The following is an 18648-nucleotide window of genomic DNA, read 5'->3' on the forward strand; positions in this document are numbered from 1 at the left end:
GGCGCCGCGTGATCGCGGGCATGTCAGTTCTGTCGCGTTCGCCACAGCAACCGTCCGGCCAATAGATTGATAATGACAATCGTTCTTATTAACCTAGCTCCGTTGAGTTCGGCGAGCAAGGGTTGGAGATCGTGACGGCAGCAGACGAGGTTCGACGATGTGTGGGAACGGTGCTCGGAATTCAACCGGCAGAACTGGATTCGACGCGCAGGTTGCAGGAACTGGGCATGGACTCCTTCCTCGCGGTCCGGCTGCACCTGCGGCTGGCCGAGCGGACGGGGGTACGCGTACCGCTGGAGTTGTTCGTCGGCGCGACGCTGGATTCGCTGACCGAGCAAGTGCGGCAGCGCGCCGCCACGGTCCCGCCGGGTGGGAAAAGGGCTGAGGCAGACGAATCCCCGCAGATGGTCGCCGGTGACGAACGGATCGTGCGCGAGGAGGAGCTGACGCCGATCCAGGCGTCGTACTGGGTGGGCCGGGAAGCGGGCATGCCGCTGGGTGGGGTGGCCACTTTCTACTACTTCGAGTTCGACCGCAGCCCAACGCGATTCGTCGCATCGGATCCGGTCGCAGAGATCGCCGCGCTGGAGGACGCATGGAATCGCCTGATCGCGCACCATGAGATGCTCCGCGCCACGATCACCGACGACGGCAGACAGCGGGTCGGCCCGCCGGGCAAGCGGTACCGCATCGGCAGCACCGACGTGCGTCGTCGACCCGAGGACGCCGACCGAGTGCTGGCCGACCTGCGCCAGGAGAAGTCCCATCAGCTCCGCGACACGACGAACTGGCCGTTGTTCGACATCCACGCCGTTCTGCTGCCCGGCGACAGCCTGCGCTTGCTGGTCGGATTCGACATCATCGTCCTGGATATGGCGAGCTGGATCCTGCTGATGCGGCAGTGGGGCGAACTCGTCGCGGATCCCTACGCCCAGCTGCCACCCGCCCCCTCGTTCCTGCGAATCATCGATGAGCGCAAGCTGGTCGATGCGCAACGACGCGACCGCGATCGCGAATATTGGGCTGCGCGTGCGGCGGCACTTCCGCCTGGCCCGCGACTGCCCTACACGGTGGCGCCGGAACGACTGCACTCCCCCAGGTTCCAGCGGCATGGCGCCGAACTGGACGCGGCACGCTGGTCGGCCCTGACCGCCCGGGCGGCGGCTCGCGGGCTGAGCCCGACCGCCGTCCTGCTGGCGGCATTCGGCTTGACGCTGTGTCGTTGGGGTGCCACCGATACGTTCTGTCTCAACACGACATTGTTCGACCGGCCCGACGCGGTGTCGGCCGATGTGGTCGGCGACTTCACCACCACCGCGCTGGTCGAGATGCCCGCCGTAGAGCCGCGGACGTGGCGCGGATTCGCCGAGTTCGCCGAGCGGGTGAACACTCGGTTCTGGGCCGATCTGGAGCATCGCTCCTACAGTGGCGTCGAGGTGCAGCGCGACCAGGCGGGCGACCTCAGGCCGCGGTATCCGGTGGTGTTCACCAGCGGCGTCGGCCTCGACCAGGGAGGCAGCCCGCCCGCGGCATGGCTGGGCGCCGAAGTCTTCGGCGTCTCGCAGACCCCGCAGGTGGTGCTCGACCACATCGTGTGGGACGAGGCCGGACGGTTGCGCATCGCGTGGGACGCCGTGGAGGAGGTATTCCCCGCCGAGTTCGTCGCACGAATGCAAGCGGCATACCTGCGGCTGCTGCGCAGCCTGGCCGACGACGACAGCGCATGGGAGACTGTCGATCTCGGCTGGAATCCCGCCTTCGAGACGACCGAGCCCCTACCGGGAACCGTGCGGCCGGACTCGGGCCCGTTGCTGCTGGATCCGGCGCGGAGTATCGCGCTCACGACGCCTGACGCACCCGCGATCCTGGGGCCGACCGGCTCGGCGACCTACGCCCAACTTGCGGCGCGGTCTCAGACGGTCGCGGCCCGGCTGACTCAAGCCGGGATCCAGGCCGGCGATCGGGTTGCCGTCGTTCTTCCGAAATCAGCCGAGCAGATCGTCGCGGTCTGCGCGACACAGTGGGCAGGCGCGACTTTCGTGCCGATCGAGCCGGACTGGCCCGAGGCACGCATCGCCTCCGTGTGCGCGCGTGCGGAGATCACGCACGCCTTGGTGACACCGGAGACGAAAGATCGGCTGCCGCATCATGTCACCGGACACGTTGTCGACGACGCGCCCGGGCCCGCGACCGCCGAGGCGGCCCACGTCGCGGCCGACGATCTGTCGTACATCGTCTTCACGTCGGGTTCCACCGGCGAACCGAAGGGTGTGGCCATCGAGCACCGTGCCGCGCGCACGACGATCGACGACATCAACGACCGGTTCGGCGTCGGTCCCGCGGACCGGGTCCTGGCCTTGTCGGCGTTGAGTTTCGACCTCTCGATCTACGACATCTTCGGCGTGCTCGGCGTGGGTGGAGCCCTGGTCGTGCCCGACCCGAGCAGGCAGCGTGACCCCGGCCATTGGTGCGACTTGATCGCCGAACACCGCGTCACGGTATGGAACACCGCGCCCGCGGTGGCCGAGATGCTGGTGGAATACGCCGAGGCGGATCCGGCCGCGGCCGCACGGCTCCGCTCCCTGCGGCTGATGCTGCTGTCCGGCGATTGGATCCCCATCTCGCTGCCGGACCGGCTGCGCGCGCTGGTCGGCGACCTCCGGGTGGTCAGCCTGGGCGGTGCGACCGAAGCAGCGATCTGGTCGATTTGCTATCCGATCGACCGCGTCGCCCCCGACTGGACGAGTATTCCGTACGGGCGTGCGCTGCGCGATCAGTTCTTCCTGATCCTCGACGATGACGGTCATCCCTGCCCGGTCGGCGCGCCCGGCGAACTGCACATCGGCGGCACGGGACTGGCCCGCGGGTATGTCGGCGACGAAGAACAGACCGCGCGCCGGTTCGTCTGGAATCCGCACCTGAGCCAACGCCTTTACCGCACCGGCGATCTGGGCCGGTGGCGGCCCGATGGCGCGATCGAATTCCTCGGCCGCGCCGACCGCCAGGTCAAGATCCGCGGTCACCGGATCGAGCTGGGCGAGATCGAAGCGGTACTGACCCGGCACCCCGCGGTGCGCCGCTGCGTCGCCGGGGTGGTGCCCGCCGCCGACGATCGCCCGAGACTGGTCGCGTATCTCGTTGCCGCGGACGCGCTCCCGCGCGCGGACGAACTCACCGCTTACGCCGCCCAGCATCTGCCGCAGTACATGGTGCCGTCCCGCTGGGTGCCGATCGATGCGATTCCACTGACACCGAACGGCAAAGTGGATTCGGCTCGATTGCCGAACCCGTTCCGTCACAGCACCGCTACCCAGCCCGAGCCGCAGGACCCGGTGGACCATGACACAGCCCGGGCCGACGACGGGGACACCGGCTGGCTGATCCATGCCGCCCGCCAGGCACACCGGCACGGACTGGCGCTCACGATCCGGTTGGATGCGGGTGCTCTCGACGGGCCCGAGGCCCGCGCAGCGGCAGGCGAGTGGACCCGCGCCTTGCGTGACGAGGCCGCGGCACAGGGCGTTCTGGTCGCGGAAGCACCCGGCGGGAACGGCCTAGCCGAACTGCGCATCGAACTGGACGATCCGCCCCAGGCGGTTGCGCCCGCCGAGATCGAACAGGCGGTCGCCGCGGTGTTCACCGAACTCCTCGGCGCGGAGGTCTCGGCGACCACGCCGTTCTACGACGCGGGCGCGACCTCGTTGACGCTGGTCCGCGCCCATCGCAGGCTGCGACGCCTCGCTCCGGCGCTCACCGTGCCGGACCTTTTCCGGCACGGTTCGATCCGCCGGCTCGCGGTCTGGATCGCCCAGCAGGGCCAGGACGCCGATCCGAGCCGCCCGGACGAGTCCGTCAGGGCCGCGGCGGCCCTCGCCGACGCCGCAGAGCGCGGCAGGCTGCGGCGCACCCATCGATCGAAAGCGAGGCAGACGTCGCATGTCGCTCACTGACGCCGTGCAACGGATTCGCACGGGCCTGCGCCATCGCGCGGACCGCAGACAACTGTTCACCGTGCACGCCGAGCACCGGACCGGCACGGCAACCGAAGTCGACGTCCGGATCAACGGACACACCCTGCTGGTCGACGAGCCGGTCGCAGCGGGCGGCGGCGACGCGGGCCCGGATCCGATCGGGCTGGCTCTCGCCGCGCTCGGCACCTGCCAGATCGCCACCTACCGATTCCACGCGGCCCGGCTCGGCGTCGAAATCACCTCGCTCACCGTGGACGTCAGCGCCCGGCTGGACATGGGCCCGGTATTCGGCCTCGACGTGACGCCGCACCCGAGCGAGATCCGGATGCGGGCCCGGGTGAGTGGCCCGGACGACCCGTCGCGCTACCGGGAATTGCAGCAACTCGTCGATCAATCGTGCCCGGTCCTCGCGATCGCCAGCGGAAAGACCTCGGTGCATTCGGAATTGGAGATCTCCTCGTGACCGACAATGACAACGACGGTATCGCGATCATCGGTATGGCCTGCCGGTTCCCCGGCGCCCCCGATCTCGCGTCCTTCTGGGATCTGCTCGCCTCGGGCCGGGAAGGACTGACCCGGTTCGACGACGCGGAGCTCGCCGCTCGCGGCGTCCCGGAGACGCTGCGAGCACACCGCAACTACGTGCCGGTCGGCGGCCTCGTCGACGGACAGGACCGCTTCGACGCCGACCATTTCGGCTATACCGCCCACGAAGCCGCTCTGCTCGACCCGCAGCTGCGCCTGCTGCTGGAATGCGCGTGGCACGCCATGGACGACGCCGGTCACGCTGGTGGGGCACGACTCGGCGCGGTCGGTGTGTTCACCGGCGCCGCGCACAGTGACTATCTCGCGGACAATCTGGCCGGTTTCCGGCGGGGCGCCGACCGTGACCCGATGGGCCACCTGCAAGCCACGATGGGCGCGATCACCGACTATTTCCCCCAGCAGCTCGCCTACCGCCTCGACTTGACCGGACCCGCCGTGGCCGTCCAGGCCACGTGCGCCACCTCGCTGGTGGCCGTGCACATGGCGGCGCAGTCGCTGTCGAATGGTGAATGCGACACCGCGCTCGCGGGCGGTGTTTCGCTGATCGTGCCGCAGGGCCGGGGCTACCTGCACGTGCCGGACGCCATTTTCTCGGCGGACGGGCACACCCGCGCCTTCGGCGCCGAAGCTTCGGGCATGGTGCACAGCCAGGGCGCCGGCCTGGTGTTGCTGCGGCGGCTGGAAGACGCGCTCGCGGACGGTGATCCGATCTACGCGGTGCTACGCGGCAGCGCGGTGAACCACGATGGCGCGGGCAAGGCCGGTTTCACCGCACCGTCGGCGACCGGACAGGCACGCGTCGTCGCGGAGGCGCTGGCGGTCGCGGGAGTGGAACCGGACGCCGTGGATCTCATCGAAGCACATGGCACGGCCACGGTACTGGGCGATCAAATCGAATTATCGGCTCTCGCAGCCATATTCGGCACCCGCACGGTCACCGAACCGATCGCGATCGGCTCGGTGAAGAGCAATATCGGGCACACCAATGCCGCCGCGGGTATCGCCGCATTGATCAAGACGGCGCTGGCGCTGCGCCATCAGCGTATTCCGGCCACCCTGCACGCGGACCCGGTCCATCCAGACGTGGCGCGGCACCGCGGGCTCTTCGAGGTAGTGCATCGGGGCCGTGCCTGGCCGGAGCGCGAGGGCACCCGGATCGCGGGTGTCAGCTCGTTCGGGATCGGCGGGACGAACTGCCACGTCGTTCTGGAACAGGCGCCGGTCCGCGCGGCGGGGACCGAGCCGGACGACCGCGCCCAGTTGCTCGTCGTCTCCGGAACGACGCAGCAGGGCTGCCGAGCCCAGCTCGACCGCGCCACTGCGGGCATCGAGGCGGGATCGGGGGCCGATTACTCCTACACCCTGCTGCACAGCAAGCACGCGGAATCCGGTTGGCGGGCCGCGGCGATCTTGCCGGAAGGTGCGAGCGCGCCGCGGCACGTCGCCGTCCGTCAGGTACCCGCGCGACGGCCGAGCATCGTTTTCGCGTTTCCGGGTGCGGGTGCGCAGTTCTCCGGCATGGGTGCGGGGCTGTACCGCGACGAACCGGTGTTCACCGCCACCGTCGACGAATGCGCGAGCCTGCTGAAGCCATTGCTGGACTATGACATCCGCGACATCGTCACGGGGCAGGCTCCTGCCAGCGCGGCCGACGACGTGCGCTACGGCCAGCCCGCGCTCTTCGCGGTCTCGCTCGCGACCGCGATGACGTTACGTGACTTCGGAATCGAGCCGGACGCTGTGCTCGGGCACAGCCTCGGCGAATACGCCGCCGCGGTCGTCGCGGGGATGCTGAGCGTGGCCGACGCGGCGCGGTTGGTCGCGATCCGCTCTCGCGCCCTTGCCGCCGCGGCGCCTGGAGCGATGCTCGCTGTCGCACTGGCGGAAGCCGAGATCGCGGATCTGCTGGCCGGCCATCCAGAGGTCGGGCTCGCCGCGGTCAACGCACCGCAAGCGTGTGTGGTCTCCGGTCCCGCTGCCGCCATCGCCGAACTCGCACGCACGATGACCCGCGGTGGTATTCAGCACACGAGACTCCGCGTCGATGCCGCATTGCACTCCCCCGCCGTGTCGGGCGCCGCCGCGGCGCTGCGTGCGGAGGCGGCGAGGGTGACGACCACCGCGGCGGCCATCCCGCTGTACAGCGCGCTCACCGGACAGGCGACACGGTTTGTCGACAGCGAACACTGGGTGCGGCACATGCGCGAACCGGTGCGCTTCGCCGCCGCCGTACATGCCGCGGCCGGGCCCCGGTCCACCGCGATCGTCGAGGTCGGCCCGGGTGGAACGCTCGCGGCGCTGGCCCGCCGCAACGCACCCCATGGGCTCGTGACGGCGCTGAGCACCCTCCCGGACGCCGACGAGATCGCGACGCTCCCGGCCGGAGCGCCCGCGCCCGACCGCGCTGCGCTCTTGGCCGCGGTCGGTCAATTGTGGTGCGCTGGAGCGGATGTAGACCCAGAATCGCTGCATCGGCGTCGGCGGCGGGTCCGATTGCCCGGATATCCGTTCCAGCGCAGCCGGTTCTGGATCGACCCGCCCGATACGCCGGAACATGTTGTCGAGGAGACCGTCCCGGCGCACGACGGCGCAGCGAACGCCTCTGTCCTGAGCACGCCGGAACTGTTCGCCGAGGGTGACAACGCGGCGCTGTCCGAGGCCACCTCCCTGGATGCGGAATCCAGCACCGTGCGCGACAACCCAGCCGCTCTGGACGTCGTAGCGGCGTCCTCGACGCCGGACGAGCAGTTGGTCGCCACCTTGTGGGGCGAGTTGTTCGGTAGACCGGTCCCCGACGCGGACGCCGACTTCTTCGCGCTCGGCGGCACCTCCATGCTGGCCACCCGGATGCTCGATCTGCTGAACGAGCGGGAGCACACCGATATCCGTCTGCGCGAGCTGCTGGCCCACCCCACTGTGCAGGCCTTCGCACAGCTGCTCGGGCGGCGGCGCGCTCCTGCGGCGGACCGGTCGGAGACCGCCGCGCCCGCGACGCGATCGGCTTCGGCGATCCGGTCCGAGCCGACCGCCGAAGCCGACGAGCCGTTTCCGCTCACCCGCGTGCAGCACGCCTACTGGGTCGGCCGCTCCGGCGCGTTCGGCCTCAGCGACGTGTCCTGTCACATCTATCTGGAATACGACTGCGCCGACCTGGATCTCGACCGCTACGAGCGGGCCTGGAACCAGGTCATCGCACGCCACGACATGCTGCGGGCGGTGATCACCGACGACGGCCGCAATCGGGTGCTGACCACGGTGCCCGACTACCGGATCCGCCGCCACGACCTGACCGGCCGCTCTCCCGCCGAACGCGAGGACACCCTCGCCGACCTGCGCAGGCAACTGTCCCACCGGGTGCACCGCCCGGACCGCTGGCCGCTGTTCGACGTACGCGCCGCGGTGATCGACAACAGCACGACCCGGATCTTCTTCGGCATCGACGCGTTGATCTGCGACGCGGGCAGCTTCCTCGTCCTCGACCGCGACCTACGGCGTTACTACACCGAGCCCACGACGTCCCTGCCAGCCGTACCGACCCGATTCGCCGAGTACGTAGCGCACACCGCCACCCGCTCGGGCACCGACGCGCGCCGCCGGGCGGTGGACTACTGGCAGCAGCGCATGGACCACATTCCCGGCCCGCCCGCGCTGCCCACTCGCACGCGCACCCAGACACGGCCGTGGTTCGCCCGGCGCGCCGGACAACTCGCGGCCGCCGAGTGGACGACGTTACGCCGGATGTCCGCCGACCACGGCGTGACTCCGTCGGCGGTCCTGCTCACCGCCTACGCCGACGTGCTGGCCGCTTGGTCGGGCGACGAGCGCTTCGCCGTCATGCTGACCCTGGTGGACCGGCCGGTGGCGCTGCCCGGAATCGAGGATGTGGTCGGCGATTTCACCACACTGCTGGCACACGAGGTCGATCGGACGGGCATCGATTCGTTCGCGGATCGGGTCAAGCGCACCCAGCAGCGACTGTTCGACGACATCGACCACCGCGACTACTCGGCGCTGGAACTGCTCGGCGAGCTGTCCACGAGATCCGGTCGGCGACACCTGCTTCCGGTGGTCTTCACCAGCGCGTTGGACGTGGCCGACCTCGTCGGCGGCGATCCGGACCTGGAGTGGGCGGGGCGCATGGTGCACGGCGTCAGCCAGACCCCGCAGGTCTGGCTGGATCACCAGGCGTTCGTGCACGCGGGCTCGCTGCGGCTGCAATGGGATGTCCTGGAAACCGTCCTCGACCCGGATGCCGCCGACAGCGCCTTCGCCGCCTACGTGTCCTGGCTGCGCAGGCTGGTCGACGATCCGAGCGCGTGGACCGCGACCGACACGGGTCCACGGCTGGCCGGTCCCGGCGCGGATGTCGCGGCCACCGTCGCCGCGATCTGGGCGCAGGTCCTCGGCCTCGAACAAGACGCCGTCGGGGCGGATTCCACCTTTGTCGGGCTCGGCGGCGACTCGGTGCTCGCGGTGCGGATGGCCACCATGGTGCGCGGGCGGCTCGGCGTCGCGGTCCCGGTGGTGGACCTGGTCGGCGACCAGACGCTCGGCCAGCTGGTGGCCTACGTCGCCGAGCGCCGCTCGGACGCGGCGACCGCGGCGGGCGCGGAACTGGTCCGGCAGGCCGATCCGTCCGCGCCGTTCCCGCTCACACCGTTGCAGCAGGCCTATTGGGTCGGGCAGCAGCACGGGTGGGCGCTGAGCTACGACTCCGCGCACAACTACGTCGACTTCCGTCTGTCGGGCATCGACCCGACCGCGGTCGAAGCCGCGGTCCGCAGCCAGGTGCGCAGGCAGCCGATGCTGCGCGCGGTGTTCCTCGCCGACGGCGTGCAGCAGGTGCTCGACGCCGACGACCCGCGCTTGGCCGTGCTGCCGATCACCGCGGTCGACCAGCGTTGCGCCGACGTCGAGGAGATCGACGCCGTGCTGGCCCGGACCCGTGCCGAGATGCAGCGCCGCGGACCCGAGATGGATCCGTGGCCGTTCCGGATCACCGCCGTCCGGCTGCCCGGCGACGAGCTGAGCCTGCATATCGTGTGCAGCCTGCTGGTCGCCGACGGCTGGTCGGTGCAATTGATGTTCACCGAGCTGTTCACCTATCTCGACGAACCGAACACGGTGCTGCCGCCGCTCACCGCGCACTTCGGCGACTACGTCGAGACCGTGAACCGGCAGCGGCGTGAACCGGAATGGCAGGCGCAGCGCGACTGGTGGTGGGATCGGCTCGACACTCTGCCCACGGCCCCCGCGTTACCGCTGGCCATGCCGTTCGACCAGGCACGCCCCGACACCCTCGTCCGGCGGGAATTGCGGGTGATCGGCGAGCAGATGGCCATACTGCGCGAGCGCTGCACGGCCTACGGCATCACCCCGACCACTGCCTTCGCCACCTGCTACGCGATCGGGCTGGCACGGCTGGCCGGGCACCGCCGGTTCCTGCTCAACGTGCTCTACCTCAACCGGCTGCACCTGCCCGCGGACCTCGACCACGCGATCGGCCCGTACGCGGGCACGGTGCTGCTCGATGTCGACCTGCCCGCACCCGCGACCTTCGTCGAGGCGGCGCGGCACGTCCAAGAGGCCACCGCGCGCATGCTCGACCACGGACAGGTCACCGGTGTGGAGGTCGTCCGCGAGCTGGGCCGCCGCCGCCGCGACACCGCGCCGCAGGCGCCGGTCGTGTTCCACAGCACCCTCGGACTGCATCCGCCGGGCGGGACACCGGACACCGTGCGGGTGCGCGAGTTCTACCAGCGTGTGCGCACGCCCCAGGTGGCGCTGGATCTGCAAGTCTTTCAATGGGATTGGGACGACTCGGTGGTCGTCAACCTGGACGCGGTCGCCGAGCTGTTCGAGCCGGGCGTGCTCGACGCGCTGTTCGCCGACATCGGCGCCGAGATCGCGGCTCTGGTCGAACGGCCCGAGACATGGACGAACCTCGTCGAACTGCCCGCGTCCGAACGTCCCGCGTCCGCCGCCGCGACGGCCGAACGTGCCGCCATCGCGGGCGGTCCGCCGCGCACCGACACCGAGCGTGCGATCGCCGCGTTGTGGGCACGGATGCTCGAGCTGGATTCGAGCGAAGTCGACCGCGCCACGGACTTCTTCGCCTTCGGTGGCGATTCGGTCATGGCGATTCGAATGCTCAACCGGTTGCGCGGTGAGCTCGGCCTGCTCGTCACACCTCGGGCGTTCCTGGCCGATCCCAGTCTCGCTGCCGTGGCCGCGGTGGCCGATCAGGCCAGTGCGGCTTCTGAGCCGGGCGACTGCGCGGTGACCTTGCGCGATGGCACCGGGACTCCGCTGTTCCTGCTGCATCCCACCGGTGGGGACGTGCTCTGCTACGTCGATTTGGCGCGCAAGCTGGACACCGAACGGCCGGTGATCGGCATCCAGGACCCGGCCCTGGCCGGTGAAACGGGCCCGGACAGCGTCGCCGACCTCGCGCGACGGTACGAACGGGTGCTGCGCGCCCACCAGCCCACCGGTCCTTATCTGCTCGGCGGATGGTCGATGGGCGGTATCGTCGCGCACGAACTCGCCGGGCGCCTCCAGGAATCCGGCGACACGGTGGCCCTGCTCGCGCTCATCGATTCGAATATCGCCGACCGCATCCAGCACACCGCTGAGGGCGAATTCTGGTCGCGTTATCTCGGGTCGCTGGAAGCATTCCTGGACATCGACCTCGAATCGGGCGCTCTGGACGGGGAATTCGCCCGGCTACCCGAGGCGCAGCAGCGCGACGAGATCTGGCGGCGGCTGGCCGCGACCGGTGTCGCGGGACGCGATCCGGCGACTCAGCGACTGCGCGAAGAGACGTTCGCGCGGCACCTGCGAGCGCTGGGCGATCACCGCACGGGCTTCCTCGCACCCGACGAAAACCGCGAAACCCTGCTCGTGCGCGCGGAATCGCCGGCACCGCGTAACTCGGGCGTCGGGATGGGCGTCGACGACTGCGCGGATCTGCCGGACCTGGGATGGCGCGACCACACTCCGGGCCGAATCGACACCCACGTCATCGCGGCGCACCACTACGCGATTCTCGGCGAGCCCGCCGTCGACACGGTGGCCCGGTTGATCTCCGACGCGCTTGCCCGCGCTGCGGCTGTGGACGGAGTACGTCATGACTGACGCGCACCGACCGCAGCACGATTCGTATGCGGCGGCCGCGGAGTTCTACGACCTGATGGCGATACCCTATGTGGCGCAAGCGGAACCGGTGCTCGCCGAGCTGCTCGCCGAGGTGGACACCGTCGCGGGCCCGATCGTCGACATCGGCGCGGGCACGGGACTCTCGACCGTCATGATCGCGGACGCGCTGCCCGACGCCGAGCTCGTCGCGGTGGAACCGGCGCCCACCATGCGGGCGGTGCTGATGTCGCGGCTGGCCGCACGCAAGGATCTGCGTGAGCGGATCACGGTGCTGCCGAGCGGATTTCTCGACTGCGTCCTTCCCGATCGATGTGCCGCGGTGGTCGCCCTCGGGGTGATCGGGCATTTCGATGCCGCGGCGCGGCCGAGGGTCTGGTCCACGATCGCCGCCGCCCTGGCCCCCGGCGGGAGCGCGGTGGTCGAGGTGCAGCGCCCCGGCCGCGTCAGCGAAGTAGCCGAGCGCCGATACACCCAGGCCAGGGCGGGCGCCCTGCGGTACGAGGGCTGGAGCGCGGCGCATCCGGTCGACGCCGACGCGCTGATCTGGCGGATGACCTACCGCGCGTACCGCGACCAGCTGCTGGTCCAGGAAACCGTCGCCGAGCATCGGGTCTGGCCCGTGGGTGCGGAACGGCTTTCGGAGGAAGCGGCCGGCGCGGGCCTGCGCCTGGCCGCCGAGGACACCGACACCGGATTGCTGCGATTCGTCAAGGAAAGGCATCAATGATGACCGTGCACGAAGTACTCGCCGCCATCGAGCACTTTCTGCCCGTGCTGCGCGAGCGAGCGCAGGACACCGAGGACGCCCGCCGCGTACCGGCGGAATCGATCAAAGCGTTGCAGGAGATCGGCTTCTTCAAACTGCTGCAACCGAAACGCTACGGCGGTTTCGAGACGGACCCGGCGACGTTCTACTCAGCGGTCGCGCTCATCGCGAGTGCCTGCGGTTCGACCGGCTGGGTGGCGTCCGTGCTGGGCGTCCCGCCGTGGAACGTCGCGCTGTTCGACGTCCGCGCCCAAGACGACGTGTGGGGTGACGACACCGATACCCGCATCTGCTCCTCCTACGCCCTGACCGGCACCGCGACCGCGGTCGACGGCGGCTACCGGCTCAGCGGCCGTTGGGGTTTCGCCTCGGGCTGCGACCACGCGACGTGGGCGCTGGTGGGTGCCCGGGTCGTCGAAAACGGCGCCGCCGTCGACTCCTGCACCTTCCTGGTGCCGCTCGGCGACTACACGATCGAGGACGTCTGGGACTCCGTGGGCCTGCGCGGCACCGGCAGCAACGACCTGCTCGCCGACGACGTGTTCGTGCCCGCCCACCGGGTGCTCGGTTCCGCGGCGGTAGCGGCGTGCGTGACGCCGGGCCAGGCGGCCAACGACGGACCGCTGTATCGGATTCCGTTCGGGTCGATCCACACCAGCGCGATCACCGCGCCGATCATCGGCATGGCGCGCGGCGCCTACGCGGCACATCTCGAGCACCAGCGCGACCGGGTTCGCGTCGCGCTGCCCGGCGACGCGACCAGGGAGACCGGTTTCACCGGAACGCCCTTCCAGGACGACCCGGCCGCACTTGTGCGCATCGCCGAAGCCGCCAGCGAGATCGATGCCGCGTGGTTGCAGCTGACGCACAACATCGGCGCCCTCTACGCCCGCGCCGAAGCAGGACAGCCGATTCCCCCGATCGACCGGCTCCGTGTCCGCCGCGACCAGGTGCGCGGCACCGAGCGGGCGATCTTCGCGGTGGACCGGCTGTTCGAGAACTCGGGCGGACGCGCGCTGCGGGCGGGCACGGCGATCCAGCGGTTCTGGCGCGACGCCCACGCCGGGCGGGCGCACGCCGCCAACGACCCGGAACGGGCGTACCGGATGTTCGGCGCCGCCGCGTTGACGCAGTCGTCTCCGACACCGCCCGGCGCGGCGCGGCCCGAACCGGCGGATGGGGAGCAGCGACGGTGACCGAACAGGCGGTATCGCTCCTCGACAGTCATCCGTGGGTCGACAAGGCGTGGTGGGACCCGGATCGCACAGCGATCATGGTGCGTCCCGCGGCCGAAGCGGTGGCCGTGCGGCCCCGTCCGGGACCGCTGCTGCTCGAGCAACTGGACCACTGGCGGCACGTGTACGAATACGTCTATTCGGTCGCGGCCGACCGCCACGGTGACGATCTCGACCTGTCCGGCTGGCGTGCGTCGGACACCGGCCGGCCGTTTCCCCGCGCACACATGATCGAGTGGATCGACCATGCCGTCGGGCTCGTGCTTCGCGGCAAGCCGGACGTGGTGCTCGAATTGGGCTGCGGCAGTGGCCTGATCGCCCATCGCGTGCATCGGAAGGTGCGAGCGTACGTCGGTCTCGATGTCGCGGAACCGGCCGTCGCCCGATTGCGCGACCAAGCGCTGCCGGGCGTGCGGGTACTCCATGGAGCCGCCCACGATGTGGCGTCGGAGGAAGTCGCCCAGGCGTTGCGTGCGGCGACCGGCTCCCCTTCGGCTGTCCCGGACTGCATCGTGCTGAACAGTGTCACGCCGTGCTTCCCGAACGAGCGATATCTAACCGCCGTCCTCGACGACGCACTGGATCTCGTCGCCCCCGGAGGCAGGGTGATCGTCGGCGACGTCCGCAACCTCGCCACCGCACCGAGCTTCGCCCGCTGGCTCGAGTCGGCGCGGAATCCGGGGATACCCGAGCCGGAGCTGGCCCGGCGAGCGGCCGACCGGATCGCGGCGGAGGAAGAATTGCTCTGCGACCCAAGGGTATTCGCCGGAATCGCGCGGCGTCATACGCGGAACGTGCAGGTCACCTGCTACGCGAAGCCGTTACAGGCGGACACCGAACTCACCCGGTACCGCTACGACGTCGTGTATACCGTCGATGCCCCTGTGCCGCCGCCGGTCCACACCATCGCGTGGGCCGACCTTTCCGGCACGGTCGCCGAGCGGCTCGCCACCGTCACCGGCGCCGGGAATGTCACGCTGATCACCGACATCCCGAACGCACTGCTCGACGGCGGCATCCCCGATGCCGTCACTCCTGCCGAGCTTGCCGCCGCCATCCCGCCATCCTGGGCAGTGCTGCTCGACTCCCCCGACGGCCGGCTACTGGCCGTCGGTCCACCCGAACATCAGGTCGGGCGAGCCGCCGTCTCCGACACGCATCCGCCCGTCGTCTGCAACGACCCGTTCGCCCGGTTCGTGCGACGGCGGCTGCCGGAAATGCTGGCCGACCACTTGGAACGACATGCCCCCGCGACAGCGCTACCGGACATCGTGGTAGCAGAGGAGCCGATCATCCCGTGACGACCACACCCTCCCTGGATCACCTGGACGAGCTGCGCGCGGCCTGCCGAGGTGACGTGCTGCTGCCCACCGACCTCGGCTACGACCGGGCTCGCCACACCTGGAATGCCGCCGTCGACCATCGGCCCTCGGTGATCGTGCGGTGCGCCGACGACGCGGATATCCGGGCGGCGGTGGACTTCGCGCGCCGCCGCGGGCTGGCGGTGTCGGCGCGCGCAGGCGGGCACGACGTCGCCGACCACGACGAGATGGACGGCTCGCTGCTGCTCGACCTGTCGCTGCTGAAGACCATCACCGTCGATCCCGAACGTCGCAGCGCCACCGTCGCTCCCGGCGTGCTGTGGTCGGAGTTCGACCGCGCCTGCCAAGCGCATGGGCTCGCGGTCACCGGCGCCGACGTGTCGACTGTCGGCGTCATCGGCACCGCGCTGTCGGGCGGAAGCGGATGGCTACAGCGGGCGGTGGGTTTCACCTGCGACAACGTGCAGGCTGCTCGGGTCGTGCTGGCCGACGGGCGCCACGTGGACGTCGATGCCGACCACCATCCGGAGTTGCTGTGGGCGTTGCGGGGCGGCGGCGGCAACTTCGGCATCGTCACCGCCCTGGACCTGCGCCTGCACCCGATCGGCACGGTGTACGCGGGCACGCTCCTGTACCGCTACGAGCGAGCGCGGGCGGTGCTCACCGGATTTCGGGAGCTCTGCGAGACGGCTCCGCCCGAGTTGTCGCTGCGTGCGACGCTGATCCACTGGCCGCCTGGCGCACCGGAGGGACCGCCGATGGCCGCCATCACCGCCTCCTATCTCGGCGCGGCCGAGGAGGCTCGTGACGTGCTGCGCAGGTTGCGCCGGATCGGCGAACCCGAGCTCGACCTGGTGCGGCCGCTGACCTACCCGGAGCTGCAACGCAATACCGAGCAGGCGTTCACGGAAGGGCACGGCACCGCGACCGGGACCGAATGGCTTCGCTCGCTCGACGACGACACGATCGACGCGGTGATCGAACTCGGTGCGCGGATGCCAACCCCGCATTCGCTGATCTCCATTCACCAACTCGGCGGCGCGATCCGCCGGACCACCAGCGAGACAACGTCTTTCAGTTTCCATGAGGCCGACTACCATCTCGTCGTGTTCTCCGGCGGACCCGCCGGACAGCGCCTCGGGCCCGCACGGGCGTGGATCGCCGAGATCATCGACGCGGTGCGCGGCTGTTCCGCCGGTGGCCCTTACATCGGCATCCTGGACGGCACCAGTTCGCCGTCGCGTGTGCGCAGCGCCTATCACCCCGAAGCATACGAGCGGCTGCGGCGAATCAAGGCAGAGTACGACCCGGACAATCTCTTCCGGTGCAATCACAACATTCCGCCCGCGACCGATGCACCCGAGGCGGCGTCGCGATGACGGTCGAGCTCACCGATATCGCCCGGCACGCGGCCGATGCCGCCGCTCTGAACGGCGAGTCCCGGATCGCGTTCGATGCGCGGCACATCGATTCCGCTCGCGACGATCTGGACCTGTTCGGACTGCGCGCCATGGTGCATGTGCTCCAGAAGGCTTTGCCTGGCAGTGCATTCCATGCAGAACCAGAGATCGCCGAGCGGCTCGAAGTGGCACCGCGGCACCGCTGGCTGCTGCGCAGGTGGCTGGCCGAGCTGACCGCCCGCGGGTGGCTTTCCCGGGACGAGCAATCCGGCTATGGCGCGTTGCGTGCAGTCGCGGATCCGGTGCGTCCCGATCTGCGGGCGGTCTGTGCCGACCTCGGTTTCGCGCCAGAACTCGCGCGGTTCTTCGAACGAGCCAACGAACGCCTGCCCGAGCTGCTGCGCGATCGCGTGCTGGCGCAGGAATTCCTCTTCCCCGACGGGGACTTCCGCACCGCCGAGGCGGCGTACCGGAACAATCCGATCAACCGTTATCTGAATGCCGCCACCAGGGAGATCGTCACCTGGGCGGTCGGCGAACTCAGCACGTCCCCGGTCCGCATCCTGGAACTGGGCGCCGGGGTCGGCGGCACCACGGCCGATATCGTCTCGGGACTGGGTGATCTGGCGGTCGACTACCATTTCACCGACCTGTCGAGCTTCTTCCTCGACACCGCACGCGCGCAGTTCTCCGCCTACCCCTGGATGCGCTACGGCATCGTCGACCTCAACACCGACCTGCCGAACCAGCAGGCGTGCGACATCGTCCTGGCCGCCAATGTCCTGCACAACGCGCACCACTGCGGCCGGACCCTGCGCGAAGTACACGACCTGCTGCGTCCCGGCGGGTTGCTGATCTTCGTCGAATCGTGCCGCGAGCACTGCCAGCTGCTCACGTCGATGCATTTCCTGATGTCCCCGAAGCCGGGCGTGGCCAAGCCCGGCCGTACCGACGTTCGCGCCGGAACGGACCGCATCTTCCTCAGCGAACGGGAATGGCTCGACGAACTCGCCGCCGCGGGACTGCGGACACAGGTCGTGCTGCCCGACACCGATCACCCGCTGGCCGCGCTCGGGCAGCGCGTGTTCGCCGCGCGGAAACCTCTGTGAGCCCGAAGGACATCGTGGACAGCCACTACCGCAGCGATGACTACTACGAGGTGGGGCGGGAGAAGATCCGGGAGTTCGCCCGCGCCGTGCAGAACTTCCACCCGGCGCATTGGGACGAGGCGGCCGCGCTCGCGCTGGGGTATCGGGGTCTGATCGTGCCGCCCACCTTCGCGTCGTCGGTCGCGAGTCTCGCGCAACGCGCCATGTTCCGCGAAGCCACCGCGGGCTACGACCCCAGCCAGCTGCTGCACCTCGAGCAGGAACTGCACCTGCACCGTCCGGTGGTCGCCGGAGACCGGCTGACCGCCGATCTCGCCGTCGAGTCACTGCGCCGTGCCGAGACCGGCGACATCATCGTGGTCATGACCGTCTTTCGCGACCAGGGGGGCGATCCCGTGCAAACAGTGCACACGACCTTGGTCGCCCGTCGAGGCGCCACCGCCGACGATGTGGTACGAGCCGCAGCGGCACTGGCCATGCAAGATCTCGCCGCGCCGGTCGGCGAACCCAGGGCGATCACGCGACCGCTGTCGTCGCGGCAGCCGCCCGTACCGGCGCCAGGCATGCGTTCGCCGCTGGAACTCGCTGCCGGACAGCATCTTCCGGCGCGGTCGTACCGATTGACCCGCGGAGAGCTGGTCAACTACGCCGGAGTCTCCGGAGACAACAACCCGATCCACTGGAGCGACGACGTATCCCACCGCGCGGGACTGGACACCGTCGTGGCACACGGGATGCTGACGATGGGCCTGGCCGCCGGATATCTGACCGCCTGGCTCGACGACCCCAGCCGCATCGTCGAGTACACCGTGCGGTTCACGAATCCGACGTATGTCGATTCGCGTCGTCCGACGGAGCTGGAGTTCACCGGCCGCGTGCAATCTGTTGATTCCAGCGCGGAAACCGCTGTAGTCGCCCTCACCGCCCAGTCGAACGGTGCACCCGTCTTCGGTCATGCGACCACCACGATTCGGCTATGACCGACTCAGGCGGAATCTCCCGGCAGGCCGAGCCATTTCCGCGCTCGCCCGAGCTGACAGCGGACAAGCGCCACACCCTCGAGCAGTGGCATCGGTGGCTCCGAGCTTTGCCTTGACCGGCGGTGGCGGAACCCGAGCACCATCACGGCTTTCGCTGTCGG

Annotated in this window: 9 protein-coding genes; all 9 read left to right on the forward strand. The window is 69.7% G+C overall.

Annotated features, from left to right (window positions below; translation table 11 throughout):
• Positions 1-131: 131 nt before the first annotated feature.
• Genes ACWPXK_RS18045 through ACWPXK_RS18085 form a run of 9 tightly spaced genes read left to right on the forward strand, consistent with a single transcriptional unit; the run spans position 132 to position 18487 of the window.
• Positions 132-3950, forward strand: coding sequence for a non-ribosomal peptide synthetase (locus tag ACWPXK_RS18045; protein WP_454197294.1), 3819 nt, complete (start codon positions 132-134; stop codon positions 3948-3950).
• A complete protein-coding gene (locus ACWPXK_RS18050) occupies positions 3937-4434 on the forward strand; it encodes an OsmC family protein (RefSeq protein ID WP_454197295.1) in 498 nt (165 codons plus the stop codon). The genes ACWPXK_RS18045 and ACWPXK_RS18050 overlap by 14 nt, the downstream gene beginning before the upstream one ends.
• The gene (locus tag ACWPXK_RS18055; RefSeq protein WP_454197296.1) at positions 4431-11654 is read left to right on the forward strand and encodes a condensation domain-containing protein; all 7224 of its coding nucleotides are present in this window, start codon (positions 4431-4433) and stop codon (positions 11652-11654) included. The genes ACWPXK_RS18050 and ACWPXK_RS18055 overlap by 4 nt, the downstream gene beginning before the upstream one ends.
• Positions 11647-12402, forward strand: coding sequence for a class I SAM-dependent methyltransferase (locus ACWPXK_RS18060; RefSeq protein WP_454197297.1), 756 nt, complete (start codon positions 11647-11649; stop codon positions 12400-12402). The genes ACWPXK_RS18055 and ACWPXK_RS18060 overlap by 8 nt, the downstream gene beginning before the upstream one ends.
• A complete protein-coding gene (hsaA, locus tag ACWPXK_RS18065; protein WP_454197298.1) occupies positions 12402-13637 on the forward strand; it encodes a 3-hydroxy-9,10-secoandrosta-1,3,5(10)-triene-9,17-dione monooxygenase oxygenase subunit in 1236 nt (411 codons plus the stop codon). Before ACWPXK_RS18060 ends, hsaA begins: the two co-directional genes overlap by 1 nt.
• A complete protein-coding gene (locus ACWPXK_RS18070; protein ID WP_454197299.1) occupies positions 13634-14977 on the forward strand; it encodes a class I SAM-dependent methyltransferase in 1344 nt (447 codons plus the stop codon). The genes hsaA and ACWPXK_RS18070 overlap by 4 nt, the downstream gene beginning before the upstream one ends.
• Complete coding sequence (locus tag ACWPXK_RS18075; RefSeq protein ID WP_454197300.1) at positions 14974-16377, forward strand: FAD-binding oxidoreductase; 1404 nt, start codon at positions 14974-14976, stop codon at positions 16375-16377. The genes ACWPXK_RS18070 and ACWPXK_RS18075 overlap by 4 nt, the downstream gene beginning before the upstream one ends.
• Positions 16374-17507: a class I SAM-dependent methyltransferase gene (locus tag ACWPXK_RS18080; RefSeq protein ID WP_454197301.1), complete on the forward strand. Its 1134-nt coding sequence runs from the start codon at positions 16374-16376 to the stop codon at positions 17505-17507. Before ACWPXK_RS18075 ends, ACWPXK_RS18080 begins: the two co-directional genes overlap by 4 nt.
• Complete coding sequence (locus ACWPXK_RS18085; protein WP_454197302.1) at positions 17504-18487, forward strand: fused (3R)-hydroxyacyl-ACP dehydratase subunits HadA/HadB; 984 nt, start codon at positions 17504-17506, stop codon at positions 18485-18487. The genes ACWPXK_RS18080 and ACWPXK_RS18085 overlap by 4 nt, the downstream gene beginning before the upstream one ends.
• Positions 18488-18648: the final 161 nt, after the last annotated feature.

The organism is Nocardia sp. Marseille-Q1738 (genome assembly GCF_965283145.1).